At 65.2% G+C, this 12,751-nt stretch carries 13 protein-coding genes; 7 read left to right on the plus strand and 6 right to left on the minus strand.

Annotated features, from left to right (window positions below; translation table 11 throughout):
• Positions 1–62: 62 nt before the first annotated feature.
• Positions 63–242, minus strand: coding sequence for a hypothetical protein (locus L979_RS04055; protein WP_047689543.1), 180 nt, complete (start codon positions 240–242; stop codon positions 63–65).
• A 128-nt stretch (positions 243–370) separates the two neighbouring features.
• Here L979_RS04055 and L979_RS04060 point away from each other — a divergent pair, with 128 nt between their 5' ends.
• Entirely contained in the window at positions 371–850 is a 480-nt protein-coding gene (locus L979_RS04060; protein ID WP_047689546.1) for a DedA family protein, read from the plus strand.
• Here L979_RS04060 and L979_RS04065 read toward each other — a convergent pair.
• Positions 829–1,881, minus strand: coding sequence for a tripartite tricarboxylate transporter substrate binding protein (locus L979_RS04065; RefSeq protein ID WP_231559386.1), 1,053 nt, complete (start codon positions 1,879–1,881; stop codon positions 829–831). The genes L979_RS04060 and L979_RS04065 overlap by 22 nt on opposite strands.
• Positions 1,882–2,049: 168 nt before the next feature.
• On the opposite strand from L979_RS04065, the gene L979_RS04070 reads away from it, so the two are divergent.
• From L979_RS04070 to L979_RS04080, 3 genes are all read left to right on the plus strand, one after another.
• The gene (locus L979_RS04070) at positions 2,050–3,021 is read left to right on the plus strand and encodes a glycerate kinase (RefSeq protein WP_047689549.1); all 972 of its coding nucleotides are present in this window, start codon (positions 2,050–2,052) and stop codon (positions 3,019–3,021) included.
• Positions 3,022–3,025: 4 nt separating this feature from the next.
• Positions 3,026–4,219: an MFS transporter gene (locus L979_RS04075; RefSeq protein ID WP_047689552.1), complete on the plus strand. Its 1,194-nt coding sequence runs from the start codon at positions 3,026–3,028 to the stop codon at positions 4,217–4,219.
• 207 nt (positions 4,220–4,426) lie between these two features.
• On the plus strand, positions 4,427–4,837 hold the full coding sequence (locus L979_RS04080; protein ID WP_047689554.1) for a hypothetical protein: 411 nt from the start codon (positions 4,427–4,429) through the stop codon (positions 4,835–4,837).
• 85 nt (positions 4,838–4,922) lie between these two features.
• Here L979_RS04080 and L979_RS04085 read toward each other — a convergent pair whose 3' ends face one another.
• Complete coding sequence (locus L979_RS04085) at positions 4,923–6,302, minus strand: glucose-6-phosphate dehydrogenase (protein ID WP_052209458.1); 1,380 nt, start codon at positions 6,300–6,302, stop codon at positions 4,923–4,925.
• Between the two features lie 59 nt (positions 6,303–6,361).
• Here L979_RS04085 and L979_RS04090 point away from each other — a divergent pair, with 59 nt between their 5' ends.
• Positions 6,362–8,266 carry a glycoside hydrolase family 15 protein gene (locus L979_RS04090; RefSeq protein WP_052209464.1) on the plus strand — a complete coding sequence of 635 codons (1,905 nt, stop codon included), beginning with the start codon at positions 6,362–6,364 and terminating at the stop codon, positions 8,264–8,266.
• 84 nt (positions 8,267–8,350) lie between these two features.
• On the opposite strand, the gene L979_RS04095 is transcribed toward L979_RS04090, so the two are convergent.
• The gene (locus tag L979_RS04095; protein ID WP_047689560.1) at positions 8,351–8,827 is read right to left on the minus strand and encodes a VOC family protein; all 477 of its coding nucleotides are present in this window, start codon (positions 8,825–8,827) and stop codon (positions 8,351–8,353) included.
• A 128-nt stretch (positions 8,828–8,955) separates the two neighbouring features.
• Positions 8,956–9,774 (minus strand): VOC family protein, encoded by an 819-nt coding sequence (locus L979_RS04100; protein WP_047689562.1) that lies wholly within the window; start codon positions 9,772–9,774, stop codon positions 8,956–8,958.
• A 140-nt stretch (positions 9,775–9,914) separates the two neighbouring features.
• On the opposite strand from L979_RS04100, the gene L979_RS04105 reads away from it, so the two are divergent.
• Positions 9,915–10,643, plus strand: a complete 729-nt coding sequence (locus L979_RS04105) for a response regulator transcription factor (protein ID WP_047689564.1) — start codon at positions 9,915–9,917, stop codon at positions 10,641–10,643.
• 6 nt (positions 10,644–10,649) lie between these two features.
• Positions 10,650–12,317 carry a cell wall metabolism sensor histidine kinase WalK gene (locus L979_RS04110; RefSeq protein ID WP_047689566.1) on the plus strand — a complete coding sequence of 556 codons (1,668 nt, stop codon included), beginning with the start codon at positions 10,650–10,652 and terminating at the stop codon, positions 12,315–12,317.
• 1 nt (position 12,318) lies between these two features.
• Here the strand turns inward: L979_RS04110 and L979_RS04115 are convergent, their stop codons facing one another.
• A complete protein-coding gene (locus tag L979_RS04115; protein ID WP_047689568.1) occupies positions 12,319–12,678 on the minus strand; it encodes a universal stress protein in 360 nt (119 codons plus the stop codon).
• Between the last annotated feature and the right edge of the window lie 73 nt (positions 12,679–12,751).

The raw sequence follows: 12,751 nt of genomic DNA on the forward strand, positions 1-12,751 counted from the left end.
AAGTCCCTCACTGGGCTGAGATTTGGGTCTTTTCGGAGGTCTCGGCCGGTGAGGGGATGGGGTCAGTCGCGCTCTCGCTCGCGGTCCTGGGCCGCTGGCACCACCAACATCAGGATGAACACGATGCTGACCATAATCAGCATGGACCAGGCCGGGGCGCGCATGGCACCGGAGGTCAGCCCTGCCAGAAGGGCCACCATCAAGGCCGCCGTGAATCGAACCCACCAGCTGTTGCGTTGCACATCGTCACCTCCCGGTCGTCGTCGGTGCAACCAAACCAGCACCTGACTGCATTCCACCGTACGCAAGTTGGTGGGAGCGCACACACGGTGTCACCAACCCGTTCGGCGGAAAGCACTAGGGTTGTGGGGTGCTTGCCTGGATCGAATCCCTGCCCCTGGTGTGGGCAGTGCTGTTCTTCTGGATGGTGGGCATTGTGCGAACTTCCATCGTCTTCGGCCTGGGCCGTGCTGCAGCGGAAGGCTCACGGAAGAGCATCCGCGTGGTGCGCAGCATCATTGAATCCCCGGTCTACACGCGTGCTGCAGGATTTGTGAACCGGTGGGGTGTGCTGGCCGTTCCGGTGTGCTTTCTGACCGTGGGGTTCCAGACCGCAGTCATTCTGACCACGGCCCTGACCCGGATGCCGCTGACCCGATGGATTCCCGCCATGCTGGTGGGAACCTTCATCTGGGGGTGCATCTACGGCACCGTGGGCATGGCTGTGGTCTATGCCTGGATGGCCAACCCCCTGATCACCGCAGGCGTGGTCCTCCTGCTGGCGGTGGCCATCTTCACCGTCCACCGCCTCACGCGCTCACGCAGCGATCACATGCCCATTTCTTCGTAGAGCCCGGCAATTCGGTCGCGTTCGTCCTTGAGGAACTGGTCGAACTCAGGCCCATCCATGTAGGCCTCGGCCCACGAGTTACGGTCCACGGCGTCCTGCCACTCCGGGGTTTCGATGGTTTCGCGAACCAACTGGGTCAACTCTTCACGTTCTTCATCGGTGATCCCAGGAGGGGCCACCACGGCACGCCAGTTGGCCAGGTCAACGTCGTAACCCTGGTCGATCAGCGTGGGGATCTCCTCCACACCTTCCATGGGTTCCGGTGCGGCAACGCCCAAGGCCTTGAGGCGCCCGGCGTCGATCTGGTCAGAGACGTCCCGGTAACCGGAGGTGGCCGCCTGAGCAGTGCCCGTGATCAGGGACTGGGTGGCCTCACCACCGCCTGAGTTGGGCAGGTAGGCGATCTGAGCCGGATCCACATCCGCTGCAATGGCGAATTCGGAGACCACCAGTTGGTCAAAGGACCCGCCACCGGTCCACACGATGGACCTCGGGTCCTCCTGCCAGTCGGCCACCAAGTCATCCAGGGTGTCGTAGGGCGAATCGGCCGGCACCACCACGACGTCGTACTCCTCCACCACCCGGGCGATCGGCGTGACGTCGTCGTGAGAAACCGGTGCGTCCAGCTGCTCCACGCCGGCCACCAGACCCGTACCGGTGACCATGATGGTGGAGGCATTGCCTTCCATGGTGGAGAGCCGACCCAGCCCGATGGTCCCAGCAGCACCCGGCACGTTGACCACCTGAACGTTGCCCACCAGGTTGTTGGTGGTGTCCGCCTGCTGCATTTCCCGCATGAAGGTGTCCCAACCACCACCGGGGCCTGCGGGGGCAATGAAGGTCATGTTGGCTCGGATGTCCTCGCCCTCGTCAGCGGCCTGGATGGAGAACGCGGTGGCCACGCCCACAATTGCGACGGCGCAAATCGCCCAAGCGGTCATCAACAGCGGGCGGCGCTTCTTGGGCGCGGTTTCTGCCGGGACCTGCGCGGTGGCGGCAGGCTCATTCCGGGCGGAGGGTGTGGTGCTCAAGGGTGAAGTCCTTCAAGGGCTCGGGTGGCCACACAGCATTGTATGACTCAGCTCACATGCGCAGTCACTTTACGGGATGGCCGCGCCGTGGGGAGCAACACTGCGTCTTGGTGACGTGACGTGTGCCTCCTGTACTTTTGACGGTGTCTGCTAGAGCAAGGAGCACCCATGAAGGTCTTGATCGCCCCGGACAGTTTCAAAGGCACGTACACCGCCGTTGAGGTGGCAGAAGCCATTGCTCGCGGTGTGCGGGAGGCCGGTGCCGATGCGGTGGAGTTGCCCATTGCCGACGGCGGGGAGGGAACCCTGACGGCCTTGGCCTCCACCACGGGGGCCCAGATGCACACGGTCACGGTCAACAACCCGTGGGGTTCTCCGGTCCAGGCGAGTTTTGCCGTGACCTCCGAGGGCACGGGGATCGTGGAATTGGCTCAGGCCAGCGGCATCACCGTTGAGCACGATGGCACTCGGGATGCGTTCACCGCAGGCACCTACGGCACCGGTCAAGTGATGGTGGAGGCCGTCAAGCGCGGGGCGCGTCGGATCTTGGTCTCCGCGGGTGGTTCCGCCACCAGCGACGGCGCCTCCGGGGCCATCACAGCCATTGAGGAGGCCGGTGGTCTCAACGGAGTGCCGGTGACGGTGCTGACCGATGTGACCACTCCCTTTGAGCGGGCAGGCGTGGTGTTCAGCCCGCAGAAGGGCGCGGACCCGGCCACGGTGGAGCGCATCACGCAACGCCTCCACGATCAGGCGGCTGAGTTGCCCAAGAGCCCCATCGGTGTTGCCCGGACCGGGGCCGCCGGTGGTTTCTCCGGCGGGATGTGGGCTCGGTTTGACGCTGAATTGGTCTCCGGGGCGGAGCACGTCCTGGACTTCGTCGACTTTGACCGTGAGCTCGAGCAGGCAGACGTCGTGGTGGTGGGGGAGGGCAAACTGGACTCCCAGACCGGGGAGGGCAAGATCATTGACGCCGTCCTGAAGCGGGTGGAACGCATCAAGCCGGACGTGCAGGTGGTTGCCGTGGTGGGTTGTGTGGATGAGGACCTGGGGGATTATGCCCAAAACTTCGTCAGGATCTTTGAGGCCACGGATGCGCAGCTGATGCAGCAGGCCGGTACACAGATCGCCGGTCTCTGAAGGCGTGAGTGGTGCCCGTTCCCTGACCTGGTTGTGGCTGCTGTGCGCGGCCGGTGCGTTGACTCAGGGTGGTCTGAATCTGTTGCGCCCGGTCACCAGTTACAAACTCATGGCCTTGGGCGCGGGACCTGTGACCATCGGTGTGGTCACCGCCCTGTACGCGCTGCTGCCGTTGTTCGCAGCGTTGTGGCTGGGGCGGATCTCAGACCGCATGAATTCCTTGCGTCTGATGTTGGTGGCCGGCGTGGCCGCGCTGACTCTGGGCGGTGCCGGGCTGGCTTTGGCACCCCATGTGGCGGTGGTTGCGGTTTCCAGCGCGCTTCTGGGCATGGGTCACCTGAGCTTCACCGTGGCGGGGCAGACCACCATCGCACGTACCGCCTCCAATGATCAACTGGATGCGGGCTTCGGATGGTTCACCGCGTCTTTTTCGCTGGGACAGATGGCCGGTCCGCTGCTGGGTGGCCTGGTCCTGGGCACAGCCTCGGTCACGGGCTCCACGGAGAGCGTGGGCCGGATTGAAATGGCGCTCTGGGTGGGTGCTGCACTGGCCGCCACAGCCCTGCTCCCCGTTCTCCTGAAACCCGGCAGCTCCACGTTGCGCCCGGTCCGGATTGACGACGGCGCCCCGCGTGCCTCCGTGGGCAAGATCTTGAGGACGGACGGTGTGGTCCCGTACATGCTGGCCTCCCTGGGGCTGCTGGCCATGATCGACATCATCACGGCGTTCCTGCCCGTGGTTGGCGAGGAAGCCGGGGTGGCCCCCGTGGTGATCGGGGTGCTGCTGGCCATCCGCGGCGCCGGATCCATCCTGTCCCGTGTGGTGCTGCCGTGGTTGTCCCGCAGGTTCCAGCGCAGGAACTTGTTGAAGGCGAGCCTGCTGATTTCCGCGGTGACCCTTGCGGTGCCACCTCTGGTGATCGAACTCGAATGGCTGGCTGGCGTCTTCCTGGCAGTGGGCGGATTTTTCCTGGGATTGGGTCAACCCTTGACCATGTCCATGATCACCACTGCCGTCCCGGACAGTTGGCGCGGATCGGCGCTGGCGGTGCGGCTGATGAGCAACCGTGTGGGCCAGGTGGGAATGCCCTTGGTTGCAGGTGTGGTGGCAGCACCCCTGGGCCCTGCTGCCGCCATCTGGATCACGTGCGGGGTGCTGGCAGCCACGGGGTTGGAACGCAGCATCCGAGACCGGTGAGTCCCGGCATGCAGGTTGCGCCAAGTTCATTACCGGGACCTGCCGGGGTTGTTTTCTGAGAACCCCGAGCCCGGTTTCATGAAGGGCTCATCATGGCCGCGCAGACTGCCTGGTGTTGACATCGGATCGGCCGCACCAGGGCAGTCGATTCCTCAGCCACACCGCGGCACCTCGCAGCAGGGGTGCCTGATCGCTTCAGGAGAGACCATGACTGCTCTGACCCGCTCCGTCCACGCGGCCAAGGCCGCATCCTCGGCCACCGCCGGCCGTCACCACACAAACAGGCTGTCCGCACGGGTGTTGGCGCCGTTGTCCGCAGGGGATTCGTCCCAGGTGATGGGCGTCGTCGTCGAGGTTCTGGGTGAGCACGCCGCCGCTGTGGAACTGGAGCGAACAGGTGCTGGGCAGTTCCGGGAGGAGATCGTGCTGCACGGGCACCCCGGCTGGACCCGCGATCTGGAACCGGGCGTGCGTGTGCAGGCCACCGGGGAGTGGGATCTTGCGGACTGGCACCAGTGGGAGGCCACGGAGCGCGCGCACTACCTGGCCATCCGGGGGCGTCTGGAGTTCCGGGTCAGTGCGGCACACAGCAATGGTGCGCACTCAGCGGCTGCCTGAACTGCGGCCGCCGGAACATGACCTTGCCGACGGCGGGCCCCAGAATCCGTGTCCGGGGCCCGCTGTCAGCTGCTGTGCACAGTGCTCAGGCGGGCCCGGAGGAACCGGCCCGGTAGTCCTGCAGGTCAACGGTGCCATCGGCGATGGCGTCCACAGCCGGCTGCACGATCCGCCACCCCTGCTCAGCGGCTTCCCCCAACACGGAGAAGGCCGGGTTGCCGTCCAGAAGCCACCGGACCACGTTGCCGTAGGCGCCCAGCGGCTGCGGGCCGGTGGAGGAACTGAGCTGCAGGCGCGTGAGCCCGCGGGCGTCGAACGGCCCACCGGCGTTGATATCCAGGCAGATCTGGGCGTCCTCGAATCCCATGCGCAAGGTGTTGCCGGTGCACTGGCCGTAGTGGTCGTAGTCATGCGGCGCGGGCTTGAAGCGCACCACGATCTCCTGGCGCGGATTGGCGATCGCCTTGCCGGAGCGCAACGTCACGGGCACACCGTTCCAGCGCCACGTGTCCACCTCAACGGTGATCTGGCCAAAGGTCTCGGTCCGTCCGTCCGGGTCCACGTCCTCCTCGGCCACGTAGTCAGGCAGGTGCTTTCCGTCCACATCCCCTGCGGTGTAACGACCGGCCACCGTGGCCTGGGCGGGGGATCCAACCAGCCGGGTGTGGCGCAGGACGGAGGCCACCAGGGTGGGGATTTCGTCGTCGTCCAGGGCAGCCGGCGGATTCATCATCAGAACGCCCATGACCTGCAGAAGGTGGGACTGGATCATGTCCCGGATGGCACCGGTGCCTTCGTAGAACGTGGCCCGGCCTTCAAGGCCCAGGGTTTCGTCAAAAACAATCTCAATGCTTTCCACCTGGTCCCGGTTCAGCAGTGGTTCCAGGATCCGGTTGGTCAGGCGCAGCCCCACCAGATCCAGCACCGCGGGCATGCCCAGGAAGTGGTCCACCCGGAAAATCCGCTGCTCCGGAACAATCTTGGCCACTGCCTGATTCAACCGCCATGCCGACTCCTGATCGGTGCCGATCGGTTTTTCCAGGGCGATCCACAGGTCATCGGGCTGCTCAACCTGGGCCAAGGTCTCCAGGGCCTTTTCCGTCACGGCCGGTGGCAGGGCGTAGTAGAGGATCACGCGGCCTTCAGTGGCACCCAACAGCTCAGTGAGCTCCTGGGCATCCGTGGTGTCACCCACCACGTAGCGGGTGGAGGCAATGGTGGCCTCCACCGCCGGCCCGGTGGCCGACACCGACTCAAAGGCCGCACGCACCGTGCCCGCCCAATCATCCGGTTCATGGCGGGCGTTGCCGATCACCGTCAGCTGCCGCTGCGGCTCAAGTGCCAACACCTGGCCCACGGCCGGCAGCAGGAGACGATCCGTCAGATCCCCACTGGCTCCCACAATCACCAAAGTGGTGGGCTGGTTGTTGTGGCCGCTGTTCGCCTGAGGCGTGGAAGTTCCCATGAACAGTAGGCTACTGATCAATTGCCCGTGATGCGTTCCAAGTGCAGAAAGACCGGTTCATGGATTCCCAGGACAACAGCCCCCAGCGCTCCGCAAGCTCCGTGCCGCTGGAGGACTACGCGCTGCTTTCCGATCTGCACACCGGCCCGCTGGTCTCACGGGAGGGCAGCATCGACTGGCTGTGCTTCCCCGACTTCGACTCCCCGGCAGTGTTCTCCGCCATCCTGGGCAACCCCGACGACGGCCGCTGGCGCCTGTCCGTGACCGACGGCACGGTGGTACGACGTCGATACCGCGGTGGCTCCTTTGTGTTGGAAACCTACTGGGAGTCGCCGACCGGGAAGGCCGTCGTCGTGGACCTGTTGCCGGCAGGTGACCGTGAGGCGAACGTGATTCGCCAGGTGACGTGCACGGAGGGTGAGGTGCAGATTGAACACGATCTGCGGATCCGGCCTGATTTCGGGCGCAGTGGAGCCTGGACCCGCAAAACCGAACTGCCGGAGGGCGGCCACGGTCTGGTCTCTGTGGCCGGGCCGGAAATGTTGGTGCTGCGCGGTCCGCTGCTCAGCGTCCGGGAGGATGCCAACGGCGGGTTCCACTCCCATGAGGTCCCGCATGGTGGTGAGCGCAGTTCCCGGATGGGGCACACCATGCAGCTCAGTGCTGAGTCGGAGGACACCGCCACGTGGTCCCTGGCCTGGACCAAGTCCTGGAAACCCATCCCGGAGGTGGCGGACGTTGAATCGGCCATAGCGGAGACCATGGACTTCTGGACCTCGTGGTCTGACCGGGTGCAGGTGGACGGTGAGCGCTCCGCCATGGTGGAACGCTCCCTGCTGGTGCTGCGGGCCCTGACCCACCAGAGCACCGGTGGAATCGTGGCAGCACCCACGGCTTCCCTGCCCGAGGATTTTGGAGGGTCACGCAACTGGGACTACCGGTACACGTGGCTGCGGGATGCCTCCCTGACCATCGAGGCCCTGGTGGAGCACGGTTTCACGGACGGCGCCAAGCTGTGGCGTGACTGGCTGCTGCGAGCCGTGGCGGGGGATCCGTGGCGGGTGCAGATCATGTACGGGATCGACGGCCGCCGGGACCTGCCCGAAACCGAACTCGACCACCTGGCGGGGTACGAGGATTCCCGGCCCGTGCGCGTGGGCAACGGTGCTGTGGACCAGTACCAGGCCGATGTGGTGGGAGAGGTCATGCTGGCCCTGGCTGCATTGCGTGATGCAGGACGGGAGGAGGACCAGTGGTCCTGGAACCTGCAGAAGCACCTGCTGGCATTCTGCGCGGAGAACTTTGACCGCAAGGACCACGGCATCTGGGAAATGCGGGGCGATGCCGCCTACTTCACGCACGGACGGGTGATGATGTGGGCTGCGTTCGACGAGGGGCTGCGGGCGGTGGAGGCGGCTGGGCCAGGCTCCTGTGTGCAGGCCTCTGATGAGGAAATTCAGCAGTGGCAGCGCCTGCGCAAGGCCCTGCACGATGAGATTCATCGGGAGGGCTGGAACCCGAAGCTGAACTCATTTGTTCAGACCTATGGACCCGGCCCCGGGTATAAGGAGGTGGACGCCTCCCTTCTGCAACTGCCCCACACCGGGTTCGTGGCAGCGGATGATCCCAAGATGATCGGCACCACGGAGCGGATCGAGAAGGACCTGTTGGATGGTCACGGGTTCCTGCACCGTTACCGCACCGCCTCCGGCATGGACGGACTGGAAGGGGATGAGTACCCGTTCCTGATCTGTCTCACCTGGCTGGGGGAGCAGTACGCCAACACCGGGCGTCTGGATGATGCCAACACCGTGCTGGACCGCCTGGACAGCTGCTCCAGCGATCTTGGCCTGTTGGCCGAGGAGTTCTCACCCGAACACAACCGGCTCGCGGGAAACTTCCCGCAGGCCTTCAGCCACTTGGGCTACGTACGCCTGGCAGACGCGGTGCTGCGCAACAGCTGAGACCCCCACGCATTCAGAACACGCTTTTGGCCGGTCCCCGAGCACGGAAACCGGCCAAAGGCGAGTTCAGGACGGGGGAGCGGCTCACTGACCCAGGGCGGCCTTGCGCATGGCCACCGAATCCAACCGGGTCATGGTCAGCATGGCTTCCACGGCACGGCGGGCGACGGCGCGGTCCGGGTGCATGTAGAGCCTGTTCACCTCGGCCAGGACGATCTGCCAGCTCAGCCCGAACTTGTCCCGGACCCAGCCGCAGGGCTGTTCCGAGCCCTCCCGTGCCAGTTCCGTGTAGTAACGGTCGGCCTCCTCCTGGGTTTCGCACTCCAGGACGATGGAGACGGCCTCATCCAACTGGAACATGGGCCCGCCGTTGATGATCTGGAACTCCTGATCCTGCAGACGGAAATGCACCACCAGGTCCTCGCCCTCCGTGGTGTGGGGATTGCCGCCGGGATCAACCATGATCTGCGTGATTTCTGAGTCATCGAACAGGGATGCGTAGTACTCGGTGGCTTCCACGCCGTTGCTGCCGAACCACAGGCACGTGGAGATCTTGGGCATGGGGACTCCTCAGGTGGGATGGATTGGGCGTGAACCACACCGTGGGCAACACGCTTTTGGCCGGTTTTTGATGCACCCTAACCGGCCAAAAGCGTGTTCTGAATGGGCTCACCGGGAACCGGTGTCACTCAGCGGTACTGTTCGGCGATCCCCAGGATCTGGAAGCCGGCGCCCTGCGGGTCCGCAACCGTTGCCAGGCGGCCGAAGGGGGTGTCCGCACCGGGGTGCAGCACCGTGCCGCCCAGCTCCTCCAAGGTGCTCAGGGCAGAGTCCAGGTCAGCGGTGCCGAAGTACACGCGCCAGAACGACGGCGTCCCCTCCGGCATGAAGCTGTTGGCCTCACACATCCCGGCAGCGGTGCGCTCGCCGGTCCCATGCGTGACATAGCGGACGTTCGGGGCGGCCTCGGACTGTGCGGGGTTCTGCTGGAGGTCCCAGGCCAGGACGTCACGGTAGAAGGAGGAGGCGGCGTCGAAGTCCATGGTCATGAGCTCGAACCAGCAGGGAGTGGCCACGCGTGCACAGTTCTCGATGCCGTCAAAGGAGCCGGACTCCCACAGGCCCACGGCGGCACCGGCGGGGTCGGTGACCAGGGCCATGCGGCCCAAATCGGCAATGTCCATGGCCGGGACGATCACCTGGGCACCGTTGTCAGTGGCCTTCTCCAAGGTGGAGTCCATGTCAGCGGTGCGCAGGTACACGCTCCACGCGGTGGGCCCCAAGGGCTCCTCGGAGGGACCGTCCGGGCCCATCAGGGTGGTCATGGCACCACCAATGGGCAGGCCGTCCTTGTGAATCATCCGGTACCCGCCGAATTCGGGGCTGCCTTCACGGAACTCCCAGCCAAAGAGCCCGGAGTAGAACTCCGCAGCACCTTCGATGTCATGGGTGCCCAGGTCGATCCAGACCGGACCGCCTTCCACGTTCACGGGCTTCTGCGCGTCCATGCGCGCTCCTTTCTCCAAGGCCCGGCCAACATGTCCGGGTGCATCGGGACAAGAGTAGGGCTCCGGCCAGCAGCAACGGCCTGGCCACGCTGATTCACGGGAAATTCTGGGATGATGGCGCCACACGTCTAAGGAGCACTGTGAGTCTGCCTTCACTGAACCTTCCCGCCTTGTCACACCCGGATGGATCACCCGTCCGGGTGTTGGTGGTGGATGACGAACCCGCCCTGGCCGATCTGGTGGCCATGGGCTGCCGTATGATCGGCTGGGAAACCCGGATCGAACACGCCGGGCGTTCCGCTGTGGAACAAGCCAAGGAGTTCGTCCCTGACGTGCTGGTCCTGGACTGGATGCTGCCGGAGTTGGACGGTACCCAGGTGCTGGCCAAGATCCGGCGGAACCAGCCCACAGTGCCTGCGCTGTTCCTGACCGCCAAGGACTCGGTGGAGGACCGGATCGCGGGCCTGTCTGCAGGTGGGGACGATTACGTGACCAAGCCCTTCTCCATCGAGGAAGTGCTGTTGCGCCTGCACCGCCTGGTGGAGCGCTCCGGGGTCACCGCCAAAGAGGCCGATGAACTGGTGGTGGGGGACCTGGTGCTCAATGTCAGCACCCGTGAATGCACCCGGGGTGGTGAGCCGATCGACCTCACGGACACCCAGTTCCAGTTGCTGCGCTACCTGATGGAGAACCCCCGTGCCGTGCTCTCCAAGTCCCGCATCCTGGATGCCGTGTGGGACTACGACTTCCAGGGCCAGGCCAACATTGTGGAGCTCTACATCTCCTACCTGCGCAAAAAGATCGACGCAGGCCGGGAACCCATGATCCACACGGTGCGCGGTGCCGGTTACGTGATTCGCCCGGCCTGAGTTTTCATGACCGCACGCCTGCCTTTCCACCGCACGCTGGCCTTCCGCACCGTGGCCGGAGTGCTCCTGCTGCTGGCCGCCGTCCTGGCCGTCACCGGGATTTTCATCACCGTGCTGGCCCAGCGCACCTTGGATGCCCAGCTCGACGACGCCGTCCGCCAATCCATGGCCCGTTCGGCCGCGTTCACGGGCGGTGACCAGGTGTTCGCGGACAAACCGTATCCACAACCAACGGACGGCCCGGACGCGGCTGGAGGATCCGGCGCCAACGGTGGTTCCGACCCCACTGATGGTGACGGCGACGCCAAGGCCGAGCGGGATCCCCTTGAAGCTCCCGGTCAGGCGGTTGGGGTGCTCTCCGTGGAGGTGGTGGACGGGCAGGTCCAGCGGGCCAGTTACCTGACCCCACAAGGCGTTGCGCAGGATCTGCCGCAGCAGGACGTGGATGCCTTGCAGGACATGAATCTCACCGAGCGGGTGGGGGCGGTCAAGCCCGAGGAGATCAACCAGGCCCCGTTGCACCGGGTCGAATTGTCCCTGGGCAACTACTGCGTGGGTGCCGTTGAGCTGGGGGCCGGTGGCGGGAGCGCGGGAAACCCCGGTGGTGCCCCAGGCGCGGATCAGAACGCCCAGCGTGTGGTGGTCACGGGAGTTCCCACGGAACAGGTGGAGCACACCCGGGACGTGTTGATCGCCGGAATCACCGGGGGGTCTGCTGCAGCACTGCTGGTCACGGCCTTGTTGGGTTTGTGGTGGGTGCGTCGGTCCTTGCGCCCTCTGGCCCGTGTTTCCTCCTCCGCCGCCCAGGTGGCTGCCCTTCCCCTGGAATCAGGTGAGGTGGCTGTGCGTGACCACCTGGTCCGCGGAGAACTGGCGCAGCCGGGCACAGAGGTGGGGGATGTGGGGTATGCCCTGAATCTGTTGCTGCTCAACGTGGATGACGCCTTGCAGCAGCGCAATGCATCGGAGGCGCAGCTGCGTCAGTTCGTGGCGGATGCCTCTCACGAACTGAGAACACCCCTGGCCGCGGTGCGCGGCTACGCGGACATGCTCCGCCTCAGTGAACAACTCACACCGGATGGCCGTGGAGCCCTGGAGCGGCTCCTGGCCCAGGCCCAGCGCATGGGCGGATTGGTGGATGACCTGCTGTTGTTGGCGCGTCTGGACGCCGGGCGCGTACCGGACACCAAGCTCGTGGACTTTGACGAAATCGTGGCCGAGGCCGTCATGGACGCCACCGCGGCCGGGCCGGAGCATCGCTGGATCCTGGACATCACCCAGCAGCCCGTCACCGTCCGCGGCGATGCCCTCCAACTGACGCAGGTGGTGGGAAACCTGCTCTCCAACGCCCGCAAACACACCCCTCCGGGCACGGAGGTCCGCATCACCTTGGGGCTGGAGGCCCACCAGGCCGTGCTCACCGTTGACGACGACGGCCCCGGGGTTGCCTCCGAGCTCCAAGACCACCTTTTTGACCGCTTCGCCCGCGGGGACACCGCCCGGACGTTCCAGGATGCAACCGCCAAGACCCAGCCGGGAGAAGGGTCGACCGGACTGGGCCTGGCCATTGTTCGCACCGTGGTGGAGGCACACGGGGGAGAAGCAATGGCGCAGTCACCGCTCACCGGATCAGATCACGGCACCCGGTTCACGGTGCGCCTGCCGTTGGCGTGAATCAGGATTCGTGGGCTTTGACCGCCAGCACGGGAGCGTTGGCTTCCAGCAGGACCTGCTGAGCTGAGCTGCCCAGGAAGAGTTTGCCCACGGGGCTGCGGTGTTTGATGCCCACCACAATCAGGGAGGCGTTGACCTCTTCGGCCACGTCCAGCAGATCGCCGGTGGCGTCACGGCCTCGGGGTTGGGGGAAACGGTACGTCACATTCACGCCGTCACGTTCGGTGCTCTCCTGCTCGGAGGGCTCGCCGTCGAGCTGAAAAATCACGGCATCCTCCCCGCGGCGCTTGGCCTCCACAAGTCCTGCCTCCAATGCGACTTCACTTTCGGGAGAGTTGCTGCGGGCAATGACGACGGTCATGCGTCCTCCATGGTTCGACGTGGCATATGATCCTGTGTGATCTGCACCATAATGTCACGTCACCACCGCATTG

Origin of the sequence: Kocuria sp. ZOR0020 (assembly GCF_000800955.1) — a bacterium.
Taxonomy (GTDB): domain Bacteria; phylum Actinomycetota; class Actinomycetes; order Actinomycetales; family Micrococcaceae; genus Kocuria; species Kocuria subflava.